17 protein-coding genes are annotated in these 22238 nt (G+C 74.4%); 12 read left to right on the top strand and 5 right to left on the bottom strand.

Annotation, left to right across the window (positions count from 1 at the left end; translation table 11 throughout):
• The first annotated feature begins 23 nt into the window (after positions 1-23).
• From uca to alc, 12 genes are all read left to right on the top strand, one after another.
• Positions 24-3710 (top strand): urea carboxylase, encoded by a 3687-nt coding sequence (gene uca / locus ECOMGDLI_RS09210; RefSeq protein ID WP_369812730.1) that lies wholly within the window; start codon positions 24-26, stop codon positions 3708-3710.
• A complete protein-coding gene (gene atzF / locus ECOMGDLI_RS09205; RefSeq protein WP_088316301.1) occupies positions 3707-5479 on the top strand; it encodes an allophanate hydrolase in 1773 nt (590 codons plus the stop codon). Before uca ends, atzF begins: the two co-directional genes overlap by 4 nt.
• A complete protein-coding gene (locus ECOMGDLI_RS09200) occupies positions 5476-7509 on the top strand; it encodes an ABC transporter ATP-binding protein (protein WP_088316299.1) in 2034 nt (677 codons plus the stop codon). The genes atzF and ECOMGDLI_RS09200 overlap by 4 nt, the downstream gene beginning before the upstream one ends.
• On the top strand, positions 7509-8384 hold the full coding sequence (locus ECOMGDLI_RS09195) for an ABC transporter permease (protein WP_088316297.1): 876 nt from the start codon (positions 7509-7511) through the stop codon (positions 8382-8384). The genes ECOMGDLI_RS09200 and ECOMGDLI_RS09195 overlap by 1 nt, the downstream gene beginning before the upstream one ends.
• A 208-nt stretch (positions 8385-8592) precedes the next feature.
• Positions 8593-9588, top strand: coding sequence for an ABC transporter permease (locus ECOMGDLI_RS09190; protein WP_198954714.1), 996 nt, complete (start codon positions 8593-8595; stop codon positions 9586-9588).
• A gap of 56 nt (positions 9589-9644) precedes the next feature.
• Positions 9645-10790: an agmatinase gene (speB, locus tag ECOMGDLI_RS09185; protein WP_198954713.1), complete on the top strand. Its 1146-nt coding sequence runs from the start codon at positions 9645-9647 to the stop codon at positions 10788-10790.
• A 12-nt stretch (positions 10791-10802) separates the two neighbouring features.
• The gene (locus tag ECOMGDLI_RS09180; RefSeq protein ID WP_088316295.1) at positions 10803-11456 is read left to right on the top strand and encodes a cysteine hydrolase family protein; all 654 of its coding nucleotides are present in this window, start codon (positions 10803-10805) and stop codon (positions 11454-11456) included.
• Positions 11457-11548: 92 nt separating this feature from the next.
• Positions 11549-13165 carry an ABC transporter substrate-binding protein gene (locus tag ECOMGDLI_RS09175; protein WP_088316293.1) on the top strand — a complete coding sequence of 539 codons (1617 nt, stop codon included), beginning with the start codon at positions 11549-11551 and terminating at the stop codon, positions 13163-13165.
• Positions 13166-13268: 103 nt separating this feature from the next.
• Positions 13269-14078, top strand: a complete 810-nt coding sequence (locus ECOMGDLI_RS09170; RefSeq protein ID WP_088316291.1) for an N-acyl homoserine lactonase family protein — start codon at positions 13269-13271, stop codon at positions 14076-14078.
• 7 nt (positions 14079-14085) lie between these two features.
• A complete protein-coding gene (allB, locus tag ECOMGDLI_RS09165; RefSeq protein ID WP_088316289.1) occupies positions 14086-15432 on the top strand; it encodes an allantoinase AllB in 1347 nt (448 codons plus the stop codon).
• 63 nt (positions 15433-15495) lie between these two features.
• Positions 15496-16239 (top strand): aspartate/glutamate racemase family protein, encoded by a 744-nt coding sequence (locus ECOMGDLI_RS09160; protein WP_088316287.1) that lies wholly within the window; start codon positions 15496-15498, stop codon positions 16237-16239.
• Positions 16236-17291, top strand: a complete 1056-nt coding sequence (gene alc / locus ECOMGDLI_RS09155) for an allantoicase (protein ID WP_088316285.1) — start codon at positions 16236-16238, stop codon at positions 17289-17291. The genes ECOMGDLI_RS09160 and alc overlap by 4 nt, the downstream gene beginning before the upstream one ends.
• A gap of 13 nt (positions 17292-17304) precedes the next feature.
• Here alc and ECOMGDLI_RS09150 read toward each other — a convergent pair whose 3' ends face one another.
• The 5 genes from ECOMGDLI_RS09150 to ECOMGDLI_RS09130 all read right to left on the bottom strand — a co-directional run bounded on the left by ECOMGDLI_RS09150 (position 17305) and on the right by ECOMGDLI_RS09130 (position 22201).
• Positions 17305-17742, bottom strand: a complete 438-nt coding sequence (locus ECOMGDLI_RS09150; RefSeq protein ID WP_198954712.1) for a DUF6069 family protein — start codon at positions 17740-17742, stop codon at positions 17305-17307.
• On the bottom strand, positions 17739-18203 hold the full coding sequence (locus tag ECOMGDLI_RS09145; RefSeq protein ID WP_158220952.1) for an SRPBCC domain-containing protein: 465 nt from the start codon (positions 18201-18203) through the stop codon (positions 17739-17741). Before ECOMGDLI_RS09145 ends, ECOMGDLI_RS09150 begins: the two co-directional genes overlap by 4 nt.
• Positions 18200-18505 carry a helix-turn-helix transcriptional regulator gene (locus ECOMGDLI_RS09140; RefSeq protein ID WP_233153377.1) on the bottom strand — a complete coding sequence of 102 codons (306 nt, stop codon included), beginning with the start codon at positions 18503-18505 and terminating at the stop codon, positions 18200-18202. Before ECOMGDLI_RS09140 ends, ECOMGDLI_RS09145 begins: the two co-directional genes overlap by 4 nt.
• A gap of 132 nt (positions 18506-18637) precedes the next feature.
• Complete coding sequence (locus tag ECOMGDLI_RS09135) at positions 18638-20629, bottom strand: primary-amine oxidase (protein ID WP_088316281.1); 1992 nt, start codon at positions 20627-20629, stop codon at positions 18638-18640.
• Positions 20630-20680: 51 nt separating this feature from the next.
• A complete protein-coding gene (locus tag ECOMGDLI_RS09130; RefSeq protein WP_198954711.1) occupies positions 20681-22201 on the bottom strand; it encodes an APC family permease in 1521 nt (506 codons plus the stop codon).
• Positions 22202-22238 lie beyond the last annotated feature (37 nt).

Here is a 22238-nt window from a genome sequence, read left to right as displayed (position 1 = left end):
CGGCCGCGGACCACGCCGAGGAGGTGCCGCTGGGCAGCGCGGTCGCGTCCCCCGTCGCGCCCTCCGGCGGCTTCGACACGCTCCTCGTCGCGAACCGCGGCGAGATCGCGTGCCGGATCATCCGCAGCGCCCGCCGGATCGGGCTGCGCACCGTCGCGGTGCACAGCGACGCCGACCGCGCCGCACCGCACGTCCGGCTCGCGGACGTCGCCGTCGGGATCGGTCCGGCACCCGCCCGCGACAGCTACCTGCGCACCGACCGGATCCTCGACACCGCCGCTGCGACCGGGGCCGGGGCGATCCACCCCGGCTACGGGTTCCTCTCCGAGAACGCCGCGTTCGCCGGTGCCGTCGAGGCCGCCGGGCTGGTCTTCGTCGGCCCGACCCCGCTCCAGCTCGACCGGTTCGGGACCAAGCACACGGCCCGCGCCCTGGCCCGCGCCGCGGGCGCCCCGATGATCGAGGGCACCGACCTGCTCGCGGACCTCGACACCGCCCTGGCCGCCGCGGAGCGGATCGGCTACCCGGTCATGCTCAAGGCGACCGGCGGCGGTGGCGGGATCGGCATGCAGGCCTGCCGGACGCCGTCCGACCTCGTCGAGACCTTCGACCGGGTCCGCCGGGTCGCGGCCGCGGGGTTCGGCAGCGGCGAGGTCTTCCTCGAGCGGTACGTCGAACGGGCCCGGCACGTCGAGGTCCAGGTCTTCGGGCTCGGCGACGGCCGGGTGCACGTCCTCGGCGACCGGGACTGCAGCCTCCAGCGCCGCAACCAGAAGGTCCTCGAGGAGTGCCCGGCGCCGAACCTCCCGGCCGCGGTCCGGACGGCGGTCGCGGCCGGCGCGCAGGCGCTCGCCTCCTCGGTCGCCTACCGCAGCGCGGGCACCGTCGAGTACGTCTACGACACCGCGCGCGAGGAGGCGTCCTTCCTCGAGGTGAACGCCCGGCTCCAGGTGGAGCACCCGGTCACCGAGGAGGTCTTCGGCGTCGACCTCGTCGAGTGCATGCTCCGGCTGGCGCTCGACGACGTCGCGACCGTCGACGAGACGCTCGGCCGGGCCGTTACGGAGGCGGCCGCGCGGACGGCGGCCGGGACCGGCCGGCACGCCGTCGAGGCCCGGCTCTACGCCGAGGACCCCCGCCGGGACCACCGGCCGAGCGCGGGCCTGCTCACCCGGGTGGCGCTGCCCGCCGAGGTGCCCGGCGCGGTCCGGGTCGACGGCTGGGTCGAGACCGGCACCCGGGTCGGCACCTCCTACGACCCGATGCTCGCCAAGGTGATCTGCGTCGGGCACGACCGGGACGACGCCCTCGACCGGCTCGCGGACGCCCTCGGCGACGCCCGGGTCGACGGCATCGAGACGAACCTCGGGCTGCTCCGCACGGCCGCCGACGACCCGGTCGTCCGCGCCGCGCTGCACTCGACGGCCACCCTCGCGGACGTCGAGGACCGCGAGCCGCGGATCGAGGTCGAGCGGCCCGGCACGATGACGACCGTCCAGGACTGGCCCGGCCGCACCGGTCTGTGGCAGGTCGGGGTCCCGCCGTCGGGCCCGATGGACGACCGCTCGTTCCGCCTCGGCAACCTCGCCCTCGGCAACCCCGAGGGCGCCCCGGGCCTGGAGTGCACCGCCGACGGGCCGGCCCTGCGCTTCACCGGACCGGGCACGGTGTGCGTCACCGGCGCACCGGCAGCCGTCCGCGTCGACGGTGTGCCCGTGCCGATGTGGGAGCCCGTCGACGTCCCGGCCGGCGGGCTGCTCGACGTCGGCCCGGCCGACGCCGCCGGGCTGCGGACCTACGTGCTCGTCGCCGGCGGCCTCGACGTCCCGGAGTACCTCGGCAGCGCCGCCACGTTCACGCTCGGCGGCTTCGGCGGTCACGGCGGCCGGGCGCTGCTCGCCGGCGACGTGATCCGGGCCGTCCCCCACGATGCGGGACCCGTTGCTGCGCAACCGGTCCGGCGACCGGTCCCGGTCGCCGACCGGCCCGTCATCGGCCACGACTGGACCCTCGGCGTCACGCCCGGTCCGCACGCCGCCCCCGAGTTCTTCACCGCCGCCGACCTGGACGTGTTCTACGCCGCCGAGTTCTCCGTGCACTTCAACTCCGCGCGCACCGGCGTCCGGCTCGTCGGCCCCAAGCCGCAGTGGGCCCGGGCCGACGGCGGCGACGCCGGCCTGCACCCGTCGAACATCCACGACACCGCGTACGCCGTCGGCGCCGTCGACTTCACCGGCGACGTCCCGATCCTCCTCGGCCCGGACGGCCCGAGCCTCGGCGGCTTCGTCTGCCCCGCGACCGTCGTCACCGGCGAGCGCTGGAAGCTCGGCCAGCTCCGGCCGGGCGACTCGGTCCGCTTCGTGCCGGTGGCGGACGCCGCGACCCCGGCCCTGCGCGCCCTCACCGGGGCACCGGCGCTCGTCGGCACCGGCGCCACGGCGGACGACGGGGTCCTCGGCCGGCTCGACGCGACGCAGGAGCGCCCCGAGGTCACGTACCGGCGCAGCGGCGACGACAACCTCCTCGTCGAGTACGGCCCCATGACCCTCGACCTTGCCCTGCGGATGCGCGTGCACGCCCTCGCGGAACATCTTGCGGGGCAGGGGCTCCCGGGGGTCGTCGACCTCACGCCGGGGATCCGCTCGCTCCAGGTGCACGTCGACCCGGACGTCCTGCCCGTCGGGCGGCTGCTCGACGCCGTCCGCGCCACCGAGGCCGACCTGCCCGCGACCGCCGACCTCCGGGTGCCGAGCCGCGTCGTCCACCTGCCGCTGTCCTGGGACGACCCCGCGACCCGGGAGGCGATCGCCCGCTACATGGCCGGCGTCCGCGACGACGCCCCGTGGTGCCCCTGGAACATCGAGTTCATCCGCCGGGCCAACGGGCTCGGCTCCGTCGACGACGTCCACCGGATCGTCTACGACGCGTCCTACCTCGTGCTCGGTCTCGGCGACGTCTACCTCGGCGCACCCGTGGCGACCCCGCTCGACCCGCGGCACCGGCTCATCACGACGAAGTACAACCCGGCCCGCACCTGGACCCCGGAGAACGCCGTCGGCATCGGCGGCGCCTACCTGTGCATCTACGGCATGGAGGGGCCGGGCGGCTACCAGTTCGTCGGCCGGACGGTCCAGGTGTGGAGCCCGTTCCGGCAGAGCGGCCCGTTCGAGCCGGGCTCGCCCTGGCTGCTGCGCTTCTTCGACCGGATCCACTGGTACCCGGTCGGCGCCGACGAGCTGCTCGACCTGCGGGCCGACCTCGCCGCCGGCCGGCTGGACCTCGACACCGAGCCCGGTGAGTTCTCCATCGCGGCGTACGACCGGTTCCTCACCGACAACGCGACGTCCGTCAACGAGTTCCGGGCGACGCAGCAGTCGGCGTTCGGTGCCGAGCGGGCCGCCTGGGAGGCCGCCGGCGAGTTCGACCCGCGCCCCGAGCCGCAGGCACCGCAGGCCGCCGGGTCGGTCGCCGTCCCGGACGGCGGCACCCTCGTCGAGGCGCCGTTCCTCGCGAGCGTCTGGCGGGTCGACGTCCGGCCGGGGGACGTCGTCGAGGCCGGCGCACCGCTGCTCGCCCTCGAGGCGATGAAGCTCGAGACCGTCGTCGCGGCACCGGTCCCCGGCCTCGTCACCGACGTCGTCGTGACCCCCGGCAGCCAGGTCGGTGCCGGCAGCCCGCTCGTCGTCCTGGCCCCGGTGGGTGCCGCGTGAGCGCCGGCGGGACGACGGCCGTCGAGCGGGTCCGTGCCGCCTACGTCCGCCTCGCCGCGGCCGACCGCCCGGAGGTCTGGATCACCCTGCGCGCGCAGGCCGACGCCGAGGCCGACGCAGCCGCCGTCGACGCCCGGGTCGCCGCGGGCGAGGACCTGCCGCTCGCGGGCCGCACCCTCGCGGTGAAGAACAACATCGACGTCGCCGGGATGCCGACGACCGCAGCGTGTCCGGACTTCGCCTTCGTGCCGGCCGCCGACGCACCCGCGGTCGCCCGGTTGCGCGCCGCCGGGTGCGTCGTCCTCGGCGCGACGAACCTCGACCAGTTCGCGACCGGCCTCGTCGGCACCCGCAGCCCGTACGGCGCCGTCCGCGACGTACGCCGCCCCGGCTACGTGTCCGGCGGGTCGAGCAGCGGGTCTGCGGTGGCCGTCGCGCTCGGCGTCGCCGACCTCGCCCTCGGCACCGACACCGCCGGGTCGGGCCGGGTCCCGGCGTCGTTCCAGGGTGTCGTCGGCCTCAAGCCCACGCGCGGGCTCGTCCCGACCCTCGGGGTCGTCCCGGCCTGCCGCGAGCTCGACTGCGTGAGCGTCTTCGCCGCCGACGTCGCGCTCGCCCGGACCGCGCTCACCGTGCTCGCCGGCCCGGCGGCGGGCGACCCCACGAGCCGGGCCTGGCCCGCCTCGACCCCGTTGGGCGCGCCCGCCGCACCGCGGGTCGGCGTCCCCGACGAGGCCCTGCTGGCGACGCTCGACGCCCCGGTCCGCGCCGCGGTCGCCACGGCCGTCGGGCTGCTCGAGGCGGCCGGTGCCGCCGTCGTGCCGGTCGACGCCGGACCCGTCGTCGAGGCCGGTGCCCTGCTCTACGGCGGTGCGTTCGTCGCCCAGCGGTACGCGGCCTTCGGCGCCTGGGCCGACGCCCACCCCGGCTCGGTGGACCCGACGGTGCTGCGGATCGTGCAGGCCGCGCGCGACGTCCCGGCCCACGCGTACGTCGCCGACACCGAGCGGCTCGACGCCCTGCGCCCCGCGGCCGCGGCCCTGTTCGCCGGGCTCGACGCGCTGCTCCTGCCGACGGTGCCCGAGCAGCCGACGATCGCCGACGTCGCGGCCGACCCGATCGGCGCCAACGCCCGCCTCGGCCGGTTCACCAACGGCTGCAACCTGCTCGACCTGGCGGCGATCGCCGTCCCGGTGCACGAGGAGCCGGACGGCGCGCAGGTCGGCGTCACCCTGTTCGGGCCGGCGTTCACCGACCACGTGCTCGCCGACGTCGCCGCGCTGCTCACCGGCGGCCCCTCCTCCGGACCGGCTGCGTCGCAGGCCGTCGCGGGTGTGCCCGCGCAGCCGGTCGTCCTCTTCGGGGCCCACATGTCCGGGCTGCCGCTCAACCCGGCGCTCACGGCGCTCGGCGCCCGCCTCGTCGGCCCGTGCACGACGGCACCGGTCTACCGGCTGCACGACCTCGGCGGCGCACCGCGGCGTCCCGGTGCCGTGCGGGTCGCCGACGGCGGGGGAGCGGTCGACGGCGAGCTGTGGCTGCTGCCGCCCGCGGCGTTCGGGCCGCTCCTCGCCTCGATCCCGCCGGGGCTGGGCCTCGGTGCCGTCGAGCTCGCGGACGGCAGCCGCCCGGTCGGCTTCCTCTGCGAGGCCGAGGCCGCGGCCGGGGCGCCGGACGTCACCGCGTACGGCGGCTGGCGGGCCTACCTCGACAGCCTCGCGACACCCTCCCCGCACAGCGCGACACCCGAGACGGCGGTGCACGGATGAGCCAGGACGACACGACGGCAGCGGTGGCCACCGCTCCACCGCCCACGGACGCCGGTGAACCGGTCGCCCGCGTCGAGGACCTGCACGTGACCTTCCGGCGCGCGGGCGCCGACATCCGGGCGATCCGCGGCGTGAGCCTCGAGGTCGCCCCCGGCGAGATCGTCGGCCTCGTCGGTGAGTCGGGCTCGGGCAAGAGCGTCCTCGGGCTGTCCCTGCTCGGGCTGCTCGGCGGCAGCCCGCGCACGAGCGGACGTGCCGTCGTCCGCGGCGCCGACATGCTCACCGCGGGCGCGGCCGAGCGCCGTGACGTGCGCCGGCTGCACCTCGGGGCGGTCTTCCAGGACCCGATGACCTCGCTCAACCCGACGATGCGCGTCGGTCGGCAGATCGTCGAGGCGGCCGGTTCCGAGGACGAGGCCGTCCGGCTGCTCAAGGCCGTCGGCGTCCCGGACCCGGCGCGCCGGCTGCGCGCCTACCCGCACGAGCTGTCCGGCGGCCTGCGGCAACGGGTCATGATCGCCATGGCCGTCGCCGGGACGCCGTCCCTCGTCATCGCCGACGAGCCGACGACGGCGCTCGACGTCACCGTCCAGGCGCAGGTGCTCGGCCTCGTCAAGCGGCTGCGCGACGAGATCGGCTGCGCGTTCCTCCTCGTGACCCACGACCTCGGGGTCGCCGCGCAGGTCGTCGACCGGGTCGCCGTCATGTACGCCGGGCGGATCACCGAGGTCGGCCCGGCCGACGAGGTGCTGCGCAACGGCGCCCACCCGTACGGCGTCGCCCTCATGCGGTCGCGGCTGTCGCTGCGCACCGACCGGGACACCCCGCTGCTCGCCCTGCCCGGCTCGGTGCCCTCACCGGCCGATCCCGAGCCGGGGTGCGCGTTCGCGCCGCGCTGCACGCTCGCCGGCCCGGACTGCACGACGACGCCGCCCGTGCCGGTCGAGGTCGCGCCCGGCCACCTCGCCGCCTGCGTGCGCGACCTCGCCGAGATCCGCGCCTTCGCCGACGCGGTGCCCGCGGAGGAGCCGCCTGCGGCCGGGACGTCCTCCGGCGCAACGGCTCCCGCGGCGGCGGCCGTCGCCGGCACCGACGACGGCCCCGTCGAGGAGCCGGCCGCCGTCCGGGTGCAGAACGCCTACCGCACGTACGGCGTCGGTTCCGGGATCGGCCGCCGCCGCCCGCTCCAGGCGCTGCGCGGCGTGAGCCTCACCGTCGCCCGCGGCGAGGCGGTGGCCGTCGTCGGGGAGTCGGGCTCCGGCAAGTCCACGCTGCTGCGGCTCGTCGCCGGTCTCGAACGGGCGGACGGCGGCACGATCGAGCTCGGGTCGGCCGCCGGTGCGCAGATGGTGTTCCAGGACTCCGGTGCGTCACTGACCCCGTGGCTGACGATCGGCGAGCTCGTCAGGGAGCGGCTGCGCAGCGCGGGCGTGCCGCGCGCCGAGCGGGACCGCCGGGTCGCCGAGGCGCTCGAGCTCGTCGGGCTCCCCGCCGAGGTCGCGAAGGCGCGGGGCACCCAGCTGTCCGGCGGCCAGCGTCAGCGGGTGGGCCTGGCGCGCGCGACCGTCGTGCCGCCGGAGATCCTCCTGTGCGACGAGCCGACGAGCGCCCTCGACGTCTCGCTCGCGGCGTCCGTCATCAACCTCGTCGGGCGGCTGCGCCGCGAGCTCGACATGGCCGTGCTCTTCGTGACCCACGACCTGTCGGTCGCCCGGGTCGTCGCGGACCGGATCGCGGTCATGTACCTCGGCCGGATCGTCGAGATCGGCACCGCCGACGAGATCACCCACCGGCCGCGGCACCCCTACACCCAGGCGCTCGTCGCCGCCGTGCCCGACCTCGGTGTCGAGCCGCCCCCGCCGTCCGGTGAGCCGGCGAGCCCGCTCGACCCGCCGCCCGGCTGTGCCTTCCACCCGCGCTGCCCGCGGGCCACGGCGTCCTGCTCCGACCCCGGGCTCGACCCGCGCCTCGCCGCCCAGCCCGGCGAGCGCACCCGCCTGACCGCCTGCATCAACCTGGAGGTGAGCTGATGGCGATCGCCGAACCGGCCGTCGTCCCGCCCTCGCCCGCGCCGGTCGTCTCCCGGGCCGGCCGGCCGCGGCGCGACCTGACCCGGCTGCAGGCCTGGGGCGGTGCCGGCCTCCTCGTCGCGGTGACGCTGCTCGCCCTGCTCGCGAAGGTCCTCGCACCGCAGGACCCGCTGGCCCCCGTGGGCCTGCCGCTGCAGCCGCCCGGGAGCGCGGGGTTCCCGCTCGGCAGCGACTCGATCGGCCGTGACGTCCTGAGCCGCGTGCTCGTCGGCCTGCAGCTGTCCTGGTTCGGCGCGATCGTCGTCATCGCGTCTGGGCTGCTCGTGGGCGGGATCGTCGGGCTCGTCGCCGGTGCCGTCGGCGGCTGGGTCGACACCGTGCTCATGCGCTTCACCGACCTCTTCCTCGCGCTGCCGGCCCCGGTCCTCGCGATCGCCGTCGTCGCGGCGCTCGGGCCGGGCCTGCGCAACACGCTGCTCGCGGTCGGCGTCGTCTGGTGGCCGTTCTACGCCCGCATCGTCCGCGGCGAGATCCGCACCCTGCGGGCCCGCCCGCACGTCGAGGCCGCACGGCTCGCCGGCACCGGCGGGGTCCGGATCGCGCTGCGCCACCTGCTCCCCGGCGCCGTGCCGGCCGCGGTCGTCGCCGCGAGCCTCGACGTCGGGGCGCTCGTCCTGACCCTCGCGGGCCTGTCGTTCCTCGGCCTCGGGCAGCCGGCCCCCGCCGCCGAGCTGGGTGCCGACTCGGCCCGCAACCTCTCGTACCTGTTGCAGCAGTGGTGGATCCCCGTCATGCCGGGCATCGCGGTCATGCTCCTCGCCCTCGCCGGGAACGTCGCCGGCGACGGTGTGCGCGTTCTTCTGGACAAGCGTTGAGCGCGGGAGGCGGCGCGGCCGTGCCTGGACTGACGAGAGAGCAGACCCGTTCTTGGTCTGCGAACGAGGAGGGAAGGCGCGGACCTGAGCGCCGTCGCCCGCGCGACCGGAGGACACAGTGAGCGCCCTCACCGGTGGTGTGGGGCCCGCCGCGGCCACCGCCGGCCCGGCCGCCGCCGCGGCCCTGCGCCGGGTCACCGGGGTGCCGCTGGTCCGGCTGCTCGCCAAGCGGCTCGTCGCCGCGGCCGTCATCGTCGTCGCGCTCGCGACGAGCGTCTTCGTCCTCCAGCGGCTGTCTCCGCTCGACCCGGCGAAGGCGATGCTCGGCCCGGGCGCCTCGGCGTCCGCCGTCGCGCAGCAGCGCGCGAAGCTCGGCCTCGACGACCCGTTCGCGGCCCAGCTCGGCCGCTACCTCGTCGGTCTCCCGCAGGGCGACCTCGGCATGAGCTACCGGACCCGCCGCCCGGTGATGACCGACCTCGGTGCGTTCGTCCCGGCGACGGCCGAGCTCGCGTTCACCGCGATCGTCCTCGCGCTCCTGCTCGGCATCTTCTTCGCGGTGAGCACGAGCCTGCGCTGGCCGGGGGCGTCGGTGCTGCGCGGCGTCCTCATGGCGGGGGCGAGCGCACCGGCGTTCCTGCTGGGCATCGGCGCGATCCTCGTCTTCTACAAGCAGCTCGGCTGGCTGCCCGCGAGCGGCCGGTCCAGCATCACCGACCTGCCGGGCGGCCCGAGCGGGCTGCTCGTCCTCGACGGGCTGCTCGCCGGCCGGTTCGACGTCGTCTCCGACGCCCTGAAGCACCTCGTGCTGCCCGCGCTCGCGATCTCGTTCGGGCCGTCCGTCGCGATCGGGCGCGTGCTGCGGACGAGCCTGTCGTCCGAGGAGCGCAGCGACTACGCCCGGACGGCGCGTGCGAAGGGCCTCACGGACGGCGCGGTGCTGCGCCGGCACGTCCTGCGCAACGCGGTCGGACCTGCCCTGTCCATGACCGGGCTGCAGGTCGGCCTCATGTTCGCCGGTGTCCTCGTCGTCGAGCAGATCTTCGCGTGGCCCGGGATCGGGCAGTACACGGCGCAGTCGATCCCGGTCGCGGACTTCCCGGCGATCGCCGGCGTCACGCTCCTGCTGGGCATCGGCTACGTCGTCATCAACACCGTCGTCGACATCCTCCAGGGCCTCGCCGACCCGCGGATCACGACCTGACCGCCCGGCCACCGCGTCCCGTCGCCCCCGGAACCCCCGCACAGACAAGGAACCCCGTGCCCGAGCCCCTCTTCCCGAACGGCCCGAAGGCCCCTGCGACCGACGAGCCGGCCCCGCCGGCGCCGCCGGTGCGGGCGCCCGGCCCGCTCGTCGTCAACCGCCCCACCGAGATGGGGTGGAGCGGCATCAGCACCTTCATGAAGCTGCCCGTCTGCATGACCCCCGAGGACCTGCGCGCGGGCGGGATCGACGTCGCCATCGGCGGTGCGCCGTGGGAGGGCACGGCGAGCGGCTGGACCGGGACCCACCTCGGGCCGCGGGCGATCCGCGAGGCGGACCCGATCGGGGGCAACATCGGGCGGCACCACCTCGACGTCCGGGTCAGCCCGTTCGAGGTGCTCAAGGTCGCCGACTACGGCGACGCGGACGTGCTCATCGGCAACACCGAGGGCTCGTACGAGAACATCCGGTCCTTCACCTCCGAGATCCTCTCCGGCGGTGCGGTCCCGATCATCCTCGGCGGCGACCACGGCATCACGTGGCCGGTCGCGACGGCGGTCGCCGAGGCGTACGGCTACGGGAAGATCGGCATCATCCACTTCGACGCCCACGCCGACACCGCCCCGGACATGCGCGGGGCGCTGGCGGGCCACGGGACGCCGATGCGCCGGCTCATCGAGTCCGGTGCGGTCCCGGGGAAGAACTTCGTCCAGGTCGGCCTGCGCGGCTACTGGCCCGAGCCTCCGATCCTCGAGTGGATGGAGGAGAACCAGATGCGCACGCACTTCATGGCCGAGATCCGCAAGGACGGGTTCGACGCCGTCCTCGAGCGGGCCCTCGACGAGGCGCTCGACCAGGCCGACCACCTCTACATCTCCCTCGACGTCGACGTCGCGGACCCGGCCTTCACCCCCGGCACCGGCACCCCGGAACCGGGCGGCCTCACGTCGCAGGAGATGCTCCGCACCGTCCGCCGGCTCGCCGCCGAGGTCGGCATGGTGGCGATGGACGTCGTCGAGGTGAGCCCGCCCAACGACTCGGGCCCGAACATCACCGCGCTCTTCGCGAACCGGTGCGTCATGGAGGCCCTCACGGGCACCGCGATGCGCCGGCTCGGGCTCACCGAGCCCGACTACATCGACCCGCGGTCGGCGGGCACCGGCACCCCCCGCGGGTTCCGCGACGCCGCCCCGCAGCTCTAGGAGGAGCACGTCATGGCCGAACAGCCGATGCTCGTCGGGAACGTCGTCCTGGTCTCCGTGGACATCCAGGGCCACCCGGACGCGATGCCGGGCACCGCGGGGATCCCGCACATGGGCGGGTACCACGACCTCGTCGCGAACGCCGAGCGCCTCGTGGCGGCCGCGCGGGACAACGGGATCCCGGTCGTCTTCTTCCAGGAGGTGCACCGCCCGAACGGCCTGGACATCGGCCGCGAGACCGACGGCGCCGAGGACATGCACTGCGTCGAGGGCGACCTCTCGACCGGGCTGTGGCCAACGCTGACGCCGCGCGACGGCGAGCCGCACATCGTCAAGCGCCGGTACTCCTGCTTCATCGGGACCGAGCTCGACATCGTCCTGCGCGGCTACCGGGCGGACACGCTCGTGCTCATGGGCGGCCTCACCGACGTCTGCGTGCACTACACGTTCGCCGACGCGCACCAGCGCGACTTCTACGTGCGCGTCGTCGAGGACGCCGTCGGCGGCTCCTCGCGGCCGGCGCACGACGCCTCCCTGGCCGCCATGGAGTACCTCCAGGCCGGGGCCCGCCGGCGGACCGACGAGATCGTCGCCGCCTTCAACGACCTCGGGGCGCAACGGCGCGCCACCGCGGCCGGCGCTGTGCCGGTCCAGGTCCGCTCGTAGGACCCGCTCCACCTGCCAAGACCACCCGTCAGACCACCCGACCCGGCCCAGCCGGTGTGGCCCGCCCCGCGAGGGGCAGAAGGAGCAGCCCCGTGTCCACGCCCTCCCCCTCCCGGCCGTGGAGCCGGCGCAAGGCCCTCGCGGCCCTCGCCGCCGCCACCGTCGGGACCCTCTCGCTCGCCGCGTGCGGCGGGAGCGGCAGCACCGCCGCCGGCCCGTCCGCGACCGTCAGCGCGCCCACCGACAAGGTGCTGCGCCTGAGCTTCCTCCAGGACCCGGGCCAGCCGCCGGACCCGGACATCTACTACGCCGGCCAGGGCCTGCTCCTGACGATGAACATGTACGAGGGCCTCCTGCAGTACAAGAGCGGGACGGCGACCCCGACGATCGAGCCGCTCCTCGCCGAGAGCTGGAAGGTCTCGAAGGACAACAAGACCTACGACTTCGTGCTCCGCAAGGGCGTCCTGTTCCACGACGGGACCGAGCTCAAGAGCGACGCCGTCAAGGCCTCGTTCGACCGGCGACTCGCCGTGAACCAGGGCCCCGCGTACATGGTCACCGACGTCGCCTCCGTCGAGACGAAGGGCGACTACGCGGTGACGATCACCCTCAAGGCGCCGTCGACGATCTTCCTGGACTTCCTCGCGTCGCCGTACGGCCCGCGGATGATGAGCCCGACCGGGCTGAAGGCCAACGCGGGCGACGACAACGCGGCGACCTACCTGCAGACCCACGACCTCGGCACCGGCCCCTACACGCTCACCGAGGCGTCGGTCGGCTCGAAGTACGCGATGAAGGCCTTCGACAAGTACTGGGGCGACAAGCCGTACTTCCAGTCCGTCGAGATCCCCGTCGTCACGGACTCGTCGAGCCAGCAGCTCCAGTTCGGCAAGGGGGAGCTCGCGGCGATCACGCACGACCTGCCGACGAGCGCGGTCGCGTCGTACATCGCGAACAAGAACATCAAGACGTACTCGCTGCCGACGCTCCAGTCGTCGTACATGTACATCAACCCGAACACCCCGTTCGGCAAGGAGAAGGCCAACCGCGTCGCGCTCCAGAAGGCCGTCGACCGGGAGACGATCTTCAAGCAGGCGTTCGTCGGCCGCGGCAAGGTCGCGGGGTCGATCTACCCGCCGAACATGACCGACACCGGCGGCGCCGAGCAGAACATCGTGTACGACACCAGCGTGCTCAAGGCGCTCGCGCCGTCGCTGCCCGCGGACGCCAAGACGATCACCGTCGGCCACGACTCGTCGTCCCCGGACAACCAGCTCGTCGCCAACCTCGTCGCCGCCCAGGTCACCGCGCTGGGCCTCACGGCGAAGGTGCAGGCCTACCCGACGTCGCAGATCTTCGGCTGGGTCTCCGACGTCAAGGGCGCCCCCGACGTGCTCGTCACCGGCGGGTGGCCGGACGCCGCGGCCGCCTACACGTGGGGCCACATCTCCTGGGACCCGGACGCAGGGCTGAACTACCTGCACTGCTCCGACCCGGCCGTCACCGCGGCGCTCGCCAAGGGCCTCGCGACCGGCGACGCCGCTGCCTACAACGAGGCCGGCCTCGGGGCGCTCGGCACGGGCTGCTTCTACAACCTCGTCGACCAGGACGACTTCGTCGTCGCGCAGCCCTGGCTCGAGGGTGTCGAGGAGGCGCACGTCGTCACGGCCCCGACGGCGCTGCTCGTTGCCAAGCTGTCCGTCGGCTGACCTGTCACCTGACAGGTCGACCACCGCCCTGCCGGGCCCGGCGCGCCATGCTGGTGCGCCGGGTCCGGCAGGACCCGTCCCGTCATCGTCCCGAGGAGCGCCCGTGTCCGGAGTCCGCCGCGTCGTCCTGCTCACCCTCGGCTGGGAGGAGCTGCCCAAGTCGATCTCGGTGCACGGGGCGCCGTCCGACATCACGCTGCGGGAGCCGGTGCCGGGGATCCTCCTGGACACCGACGCCGGCTGGCTGCTCCTCGACACCGGCTTCAACACCGCCCTGATCCGCGACCCGTACCTGCACGCGCGCTACCACGACCGCGAGGGCTACCGGGCCGTCCTGCCCGGGCCCGGTGAGCCGATCGAGGAAGCACTCGACAAGGCCGGCATCCCGTTCGACGGGATCACCGCGGTGGCCGTGAGCCACCTCCATCTCGACCACGCCGGCGGCCTCAAGCTGTTCGCCGGCAAGGTGCCCGTGCACGCCCAGCGCACCGAGCTCGAGTACGGCCTGTCCGGCCGCCCGGACGTCGAGCAGAACGCGATCTACCGCGTCGACTTCGACGACCCGCGCATCGACTGGCGGCTCGCGGACGGCGACGTCGAGATCGCGACCGGCGTCACCGCCGTCTCCACGCCCGGCCACACGAAGGGCCACCAGAGCTTCGTCGTGGAGCTGGACGCGTCCGTCGGGGGCGGGGGCTTCGTCTTCGCCTTCGACGCCGGTGACCTCACCGAGAACTTCGAGCACGAGCTCGCGATCGGAGGCTTCATCGACGTCGAGCCCGAGGAGACCGTCGAACCGATCCGCCGGCTCAAGCGGATCGCCGCCGACAAGGGGTTCCGGCTCGTGCCGGGGCACGACCCGCACGTCTGGCCGGCGCTCACCGACGAGCTCGCCGCCCGCTTCCCGGGCTGACCGGCCGGTGCCGCTCGACCTCGTCCTGCGCGGGCGCCGCGTCGTCACGCCGCAGGGCGAGCGGGCGGTGTCCGTCGGCGTGCTCGACGGCCGGATCGTCGTCATCGGGCCGTTCGACGCGGACCTGCCCGCGCGGACGGTCGTCTCGTACGACGCGGACGTCGCGCTGCTGCCCGGCGTCGTCGACACCCACGTCCACCTGCAGGACCCGGGGACGCCCTGGGAGGGTTTCGACACCGGCACCCGGGCCGCGGCGGCGGGCGGCGTCACGACGATCGTCGACATGCCGGTCGACTCCTGCCCGGCGACGGTCGACGCGGCGTCGTTCGCGGCGAAGACCGACGCCGCCCGGGGCCGCTGCCACGTCGACGTCGGCTTCTGGGGCGGTCTGACCCCGCTCAACCGTGACCGGCTCGCGGAGCTCGCCGCGGCCGGGGTGCTCGGCCTCAAGACGTTCCTCACCGACCCGGGTGCACCGGACTTCCCGCCGCTGCCGGTCGCCGACCTCGCGGCGGCCGCCGACGACGTCGCCCGGCTCGGGCTGCCGCTGCTCGTGCACGCCGAGCACCCGGACGTCGGGCCGGCGCCGGGCCGCGCGCAGCCCGGCCCGGTGACCCGATACGCCGACCACCTCGACGCGCACCCGGCCGAGCGGGAGGCCGCCGCCGTCGACGCCGTCGTCGGGGCGGCGGTCCGGTCCGGCTGCCGGCTGCACGTCGTCCACGTCTCGACCGCCGGTGGCGCGCAGCGGCTTCGGGCCGCCCGCGCGGCCGGCCTCCCGGTGAGCGGGGAGACGTGCCCGCACCTGCTGTGCCTGGCCGCGGAGGACGTGCCCGACGGTGCCGTCGAGTACGCCGTCGGGCCGCCGCTGCGCGACCGGGCGAACGCCGGTGCACTGTGGCAGGCCCTCCTCGATGGCACGCTCGACATGGTCGTCTCGGACCACTCGCCGACCGGGCTGCCCGAGCACCGCGACCCCGGAGCGCCCGGCGACTTCGCGTCCGCGCCCCCCGGCATCGCGTCCGTCGAGCTCTCCCTGCCCGTCGTCTGGACGGCGGCCCGCCGGCGGCGCCTCGGCCTCACGGCCGTCGCCGCGTGGATGTCCGCGGCACCGGCCCGCCTCGCGGGCCTGGGGCGCAGCAAGGGCGCGATCGAGGTCGGCCGGGACGCCGACGTCGTCGTCCTCGACCCGGACGCGACGTTCCTCGTCGACCCCGGTGCGCTGCACCAGCGGCAGCGCCGCACCCCCTACACCGGACGCACGCTGCACGGCGTCGTCCGGGAGACCTGGCTGCGCGGGGCACCGGCCGGTGGCGGACCGCCGCGGGGGCGGCTGCTGCTGCGCCCCGGCTGACCCGGCGGCGCCGACCGCCCGAGCACCCCGGTCCGCAGACCGTCACCCGACCCGGAGGGATCCGTGCGCATCCTCGTCGTCAACCCGAACACCACCACGTCGATGACCGACGCGGTCGCCCGCGCCGCCCGCGGCTACGCCTCGCCCGGCACCGAGATCGTCGGCCTCACAGCGGGTTACGGTGTCGACGGCATCGACTCCGCCTTCGAGAGCCTGCTCTCCGCCGTCGCCGTCATGGACCGCGTGACGACCTACCCCGACCCGTTCGACGCCGTCGTCATGGCCGGCTTCGGGGAGCACGGCCGGGAGGGGCTCATGGAGCTGCTCGACGTCCCGGTCGTCGACATGGCGGAGGCGAGCGCCCACGTCGCGATGATGCTCGGCCGCTCGTACACCGTGGTGACGACGCTGGCCCGCTCGATCGCCGCGATCGAGGACCGGCTGTCGACCGCCGGCCTGCGGGACCGCTGCTCGGGCGTGCGGGCGACAGGGATGTCGACGACGGACGTCGAGCGCGACCCGGACGCGGCGGTCCGGGCCGTCGTCGAGCAGGCCCGGCTGGCGGTCGAGCAGGACCGTGCCGAGGTGGTCTGCCTGGGCTGCGGCGGGATGGCCGGTCTCGAGGACGCCGTCCGCGACGCGCTCGGCGTCCCCGTCGTCGACGGCGTGGGGGCAGCCGTCCGGCTCGCGGAGTCGCTCGTCGGGCTCGGCCTGTCGACGAGCAAGGTGTGCACCTACGCCCGGCCGGACAGCAAACCCACTGTCGGGTGGCCGGTCTCGGCGCACCTGCGGGGCGGCGCCGAGTGACCGCCGAGCTCGTCAACCTCGCCTCGCGAGTGCTCGGTGCCGGGGTCGTCGCCGCGAGCGACGACGCCTTCGGCGCCAAGGAGAGCCTCGTCGTCGACGGCGACCCGGACACGACGACCGGCCGGTTCTCGCTCGTCGGCGAGATCGTCGACGGCTGGGAGACCCGGCGGCGGCGCACCCCCGGCCACGACTGGGCGCTCGTCCGGCTCGGTGCGCCGGGCCTCGTCCGCCGGGTCGTCGTCGACACCCGCGGGTTCACCGGCAACTTCCCCGCCCGGTACGCCGTCGACGCCTGTGCGGTCGCCGGCCACCCGGCTCCGGCGGACCTGCTCGACGCGTCGACGACCTGGCACCCGCTCGTGCCGCTCACCCCGCTCGCGTCGTCCGGCACGGCGACCCACGACGTCGACGGTCCCGCGGCCGGGACCCGCTGGACCCACGTGCGGCTGCGGCAGGAGCCGGACGGCGGGATCGCCCGGCTCCGGGTCCTCGGCACCCCCGTCCCGGACCCGTCGTGGTTCGACGAGGGGCCGGTCGACCTGCTGGCACAGGGCCTCGGCGGTCTCGTCACGTCGTGGAGCGACGCGTTCTACACCCGCCCGGAGGTGCTCACCCGCCCCGACCTGCCGCGGACGATGGGCGAGGGCTGGGAGGCCCGCCGTCGCCGGGACGACGGGCACGACTGGGCCGTCGTCCGGCTCGTCGCGGCGGCGACCCCGCGGGTGCTCGAGGTCGACACGTCCTACTACGTCTACAACGCGAGCAGCCACGTCGCCGTGCACGGCGCGGCGTCCGGCGACGTCCCCGACGGCACGGCCCCCGCGGCGGACGACGACGTCTGGTTCCCGCTGCTGCCGATGACCGCCCTGCAGCCCGACACCAGGCACCGGTTCGTGCTGGACCCGTTGCCGCGCAACCGCTCCGACGTGGCATGGCTGCGGCTGGACGTCTTCCCCGACGCGGGCCTGTCCCGGGTGCGCCTGCACGGCACCCCGACCGCTGCGGGCCGGGCGTCGCTGCAGCGGGCGTGGGAGCGCGCACGCCCGGCCTGACCCGACGGCCGCGTCAGCCGGCGGGCATCACCCTGCGGTAGACGGTCACGGCGATCGCCGCGGTGAGGACGTGCATGACCATGAGGGCCACCACGCCCGTGGTGGTCTGCCCGGGCGTCGAACCCGTGACGAGGAGCGCGACGTCCGGGACGAGCGAGAGGACCAGCACCGCCGGGACGAGGACGGCGAGCACGGCGCGGGCGCGGGCGGTCCGGGTGACGACGAGACGCCACCCGACGGCTCCGACGACCGTGCCGACCGTCGTCCACAGGACGACAGGGCCCGGCGTCAGCGGGACGAACCCGTCGCCCGCGCCGAGCGGGCCGCGGGCGACCGCCGAGACCGCGACGTTCGCGACCGCAGCCACGACGGCCGCGGCGGCGCCGGCCCCCAGCGCCCGCCCGGCGCCGACGTCGCGGCGGTGGGCGACGTCTGCCGTGGTCGAGGTCACCGGGACTCCCCGGCCCCTGAGGCGAGCTGCTCGGCGATGCCCTCCAGGCACCACGTCCAGCCCACGCGCAGGTGCTCGGCCGCCTCGGCGTCCGACAGGCCCTCCACCGTCAGCTCGAGCCGGGTCCCGCCCTCGACGGGCAGCAGGAGCACCGTGCACCGGGAACGCTCGGCCATGTCCTCGCCCTCGGTGAGCACGTCGAGCACGAGCCGCTCCACGGGCTCGAACACCGCGAACGTCGCCGTCTCACGGTAGGCGTCACCGGCCGGGCGGGGGCCGAACAGCAGCCGGTAGCCACCGCCCGCCCGGGCGTCGACCTCGCAGGTCGCCACCCGCCACTCGGGGTCGGGGCAGGCCCATCGCTGCAGCAGGTCCGCGCGGGTGAAGGCGGCCCAGACGTTCTCGCGCGGCGCGGGGTAGGTGCGGTCGAGGTCGAACGACAGGAGCGGGGTGGCGGTCACATGTCCTCCAGAAGGGTGCCGAGCGCGTCGAGCCTGGTCGACCAGAGCGCCTGCTGCTGCGCGGTCCACGTGGCCACGGCGACGAGCGCGTCGTCGCGCAGCCGGCACTCGCGCACCCGGCCGCGCTTGATGCTCGTCACGAGGCCCGCGTCCTCGAGCACACGGACGTGCTTGAGGACGGCGGGCAGCGACATCGTCGTCGGCGCCGCGAGGTCACCGGCCGATGCCGGCCCGCGGGCGAGCCGTTCGACGATGGCCAACCGGGTCGGGTCGCCGAGCGCCGCGAACTGTTGGTGAACCATATGGTTAACCATGGAGTATCGGCGCTCCCACGTCAACCCCGCGCACCCGACGCGCCGGATCCGGCCCACGCACGAACGGCGCGCACGCCCCGCAGAACGGGGCGTGCGCGCCGGTGGTCGGGCGGCCGGGGGTCAGCAGTGGCAGGCGTCGTCCCCGTGGCCCATCGGTTCGGAGCGCGGCAGGTCGAGCGCGGGGTTGCCGTCGAAGAACCCGACCGGCTTGAGGTGGAAGCTCGCGTAGGTCACGGGCATGACCGGCCAGTCCTCGGGGCGGACGATGTGGTGCGCCCCGACGGTGTACCAGACGACGAGGTCCTCGTCGACGATCGAGGCGTCGTCCTCGACGTACTTCGGCAGGCCCTCGACCTCGGGCGACTGGTAGGGGTAGTCGCCCGCGGCGTAGAGCTCGGACGGGTCGTACCTGGTGACCCACACCTCGTGCTGGCAGAACCGCGCGCGGTCGTAGATCGCCGAGCCCGGCTGGAACATCGGCGGTGCGGTGAGACCGGGCATGAGCTTCCAGGCGACCTCCTGGCCGAGCTCGTTGACGACGCCGCGGTTGGCGATCTTCCAGTACCGGGCCGTCTCCCACGAGACGTTGCGCGCGCCGCCCTTCTCGGTCTCGAGCAGCGTCGGCCGGGCCACCCACGTGTTGTGCCGCGGGTTGAACTCGCCACCGGGCTCGTCGGGCACCGAGTCGATCTCGTAGACGCTGTTGCGCACGCCGTCGACGGTCATGTCGAGACGCACGTTGAAGAAGTGCTGGTGGTTGGGGCCGTACAGCCCCGGCGCGACGACGACGCCGTGCCGCGGCTGGGTGCCCGGCTCGATCGCCCCGGTCGTGAGGACGCCTGTCAGCTTGACCTCGAACTCGATCGTCGCGTCGGTGTAGAGGTACCAGAAGAACCCGTACTCGTAGTTGCCGACGGTCGCGATGCTCGAGATGACGAGCCGCCGGGAACGCCGGACCTCGACCTCGCCGGTGCGGAAGTCCGTGTGCTTCCAGGCGATCCCGAAGTCCTCCTCGTGCATGCAGATCGCGTTCGGGATCTCCAGCGGGGCGCCGTCGCTGTTGTTCACGACGGCGTCGAAGTAGTGGATGTGCCCGAGGCAGTCGCAGCCGAGGGTGAGGGAGTTGGCCGAGAAGCCCATCCCGACCTCGCCCTCGTCGAACACGTTCTTGTTCCAGTGCGTCGGGGCCATGTCCCCGTACGGCACGACCATCTCCGACAGCGACGCCCGGTAGACGACGGGCCGGGTGCGGCCCTTGTCGTCGTAGGTGAGCTGGTGCAGGACGAGGCCCTCGCGCGGGGTGAACCCGACGCGGAGGTTCCACTTCTGCCAGGCCACCGACCAGCCGTCGACCGTGAAGCTCGGCCCCTCGGGCTGGGTGATGGAGATCGGCTTGAGGTCGGTGCGCAGGCCGCCGAACGCGGGCCGGTTCATCGGGTCGAGCATCCGCTCGGGGTCGTAGTTGCCCGGGTGCCGGGGCAGCGGGACGACACCGTGGTCGGCGACCTCGACGACCGTCATCGCGTCGAGGTCGACGGTGCAGATGAGCCCCTCGACGGGCCGCGCGTAGCCGTGCTCGCCCGGGGCGCTGCGGACGAACGTCAGCGGCCGGCAGTACCGCCGCCCGGTGCGCGGGTCGTCCTCGGGGCCGGTGTAGCCGGACGGCCAGGGGTCGATCATGACGAGCGAGAAGTCCTCGACCCCGCGGGCCCGCATGGCGTCCTGCCAGCGGGCGTCCGCACGGACGATCTCCTCGACGGAGAACATCTCCTCCATGATGTACGACGGGAACTTGCCCTCGACGACCTCGACCCCTGCGACCGCGTCGAGGGTGAGGTCGACGTACGCCTCCTTGAGCGTGCTCGTCGCGCGGTCGTAGAGGATCGCCTTGGCGACCCGGTCGGGCGGGGCCGCGGGGTCGAAGACGAGCCCTTCGGGCTTGGCCGGCTCGGCGAGGGTCGTCATGACGAAGCGGGTCTGCTCGCCGACCTCGCCGGCCGCGACGAGCAGGTCGCGGACGGTGGTGATCTCGTCGGCGCTCAACGGGTCGAGCGGGTGCGGGCCCGCCGTGCCGCGGCCGGTGACCTGGGGGACGGACAGCTCAGTGGTCATGGGATGCGTTCTCCTGACGGGGGTCGCGACGGTCCACGGGTGGGCGCCGGCTCAGGCGGACGGCGTGGTGGTCGGCGCGGGCTTCTGCTCGGGGATCTCCAGGACGGCCAGGTGGGCGAGCGAGTCCTCCTGCGTGAGCTTGCCCGCCGAACGCCGACCGAACACGTAGACCAGGCCCGCGGCGGCGACGGTGATGGCGATGGTCGCGCCGACCCACGTCATCCAGTCGCTCTGCGGGATGTCCGCGCTGAACGGGAGCGTGTAGGTGTAGTAGATGCCGGCCGTCGTCGCGAGCGATCCGACGACGCTCGTGAGCACGGCGGCGGGCTTGCCGCCGGGGATCCGCCAGAAGTCCTCGGACGCGTACCGGTCGGCGTACTTCCAACGGGCGATCGCGAGCGGCACGAAGAAGAAGTAGCCGCTCGCCAGCCAGACGATCGTCAGCGCGCCCTGCAGGTAGAGGAACGTCGTCGCGAGGCTGGACTGGGAGTACAGGACGACGATCATCGTCGAGGAGATGACGCCCTGGACGAGCACTGCCGTCACCGGGTTGCGGGTGCGCGGGTTGAGGTGGGTGAACAGCCGCGGCAGGTGCCGCTCGATGCCCGAGACGAAGATGAGCCGGGCGTACGCCGACTGGTACGTCGTCAGGGCGATGACCATGACGACGGCGAGGGCGACGGCCGCCAGCGGCATGAGGCCGGGGATGCCGGCCGTGTCGAGGGAGCCGATGACGCCGGTGACCGGGTCGATCTTCTCCAGCGGCGTCGACATGAGGATGCCGGCCGTCGTGATGACGTAGCCCACGGCGAGGACGATCGAGCCGAGCGCGACCATCTTCACCGCGCTGCGCCGCACGGAGAGGAACTCGGCGCCCATGTTGAACGGTGTCTCGACGCCGAGCAGGTAGAGCAGCACGAGGCCGAAGACCCAGCCGTAGTTGGCGAAGTCGACCGTGTAGAGGTCCTTGGCGACGAGCGGCACGGCCGACCCGTCGGTCGCGGCGTTGGCGATGCCCACGAAGAAGACGGCCAGGCAGATGGCCGCGTAGACGCCGAAGACGGTGTACATCACCTTCTGGGTCACGGTGAGCTTGCGCAGCGCGAGTCCGACCGCGAGCCAGAGGATGAGCAGCTGGAGCAGGATGCTCGTCGTCAGGCCGATCTCCGCGCCGAAGGCGAGCGCGAGGAAGGCGACGATCGCCGCCGGTGTCGTCGCGCCGTTGAGGATGACGGGGATCCACGACAGGAAGCCGCCGAAGAACGCGAGCGGCTCGTTCATCGTGCGGTAGGCCCAGACGTAGACACCGCCCTGCGCCGGCCAGAGGTTGCCGAGCTCCATGACGGCCATCCCGGCCGGGACGAGGAACACGACGAAACCCAGCACCCACATGGGCATCGAGGTCCAGCCCGCCGAGCTGATGATCGACGACCCGGTGATGAAGTAGATGATGAAGACGTAGATCGCGATGAGACCGAAGGTCGTGAGGACCTTCGGGAGGACCTGGTCGGGGACGACCTCGGCGGCCAGCTTGCCGTCGCGGGTGAACGCGACCTCTGCGGGAGCGGTCAACTCATGCCTCCGTGGGGGGTGGCCGGCACGTCGGGCG

Origin of the sequence: Kineosporia sp. R_H_3 (genome assembly GCF_002198675.1) — a bacterium.
Lineage (GTDB): Bacteria > Actinomycetota > Actinomycetes > Actinomycetales > Kineosporiaceae > R-H-3.
Note: the sequence above shows the minus strand (reverse complement) of the source record. Positions and strands in the feature narration are given on the sequence as shown.

What these genes read in the sequence shown, in the direction of transcription:
- ECOMGDLI_RS09195 (WP_088316297.1), top strand. Translation starts at nt 7,509, where the DNA reads ATGGCGATCGCCGAACCGGCCGTCGTCCCGCCCTCGCCCGCGCCGGTC.
- ECOMGDLI_RS09140 (WP_233153377.1), bottom strand. Translation starts at nt 18,505, where the DNA reads ATGGTTCACCAACAGTTCGCGGCGCTCGGCGACCCGACCCGGTTGGCC.
- ECOMGDLI_RS09180 (WP_088316295.1), top strand. Translation starts at nt 10,803, where the DNA reads ATGGCCGAACAGCCGATGCTCGTCGGGAACGTCGTCCTGGTCTCCGTG.
- ECOMGDLI_RS09200 (WP_088316299.1), top strand. Translation starts at nt 5,476, where the DNA reads ATGAGCCAGGACGACACGACGGCAGCGGTGGCCACCGCTCCACCGCCC.
- ECOMGDLI_RS09135 (WP_088316281.1), bottom strand. Translation starts at nt 20,629, where the DNA reads ATGACCACTGAGCTGTCCGTCCCCCAGGTCACCGGCCGCGGCACGGCG.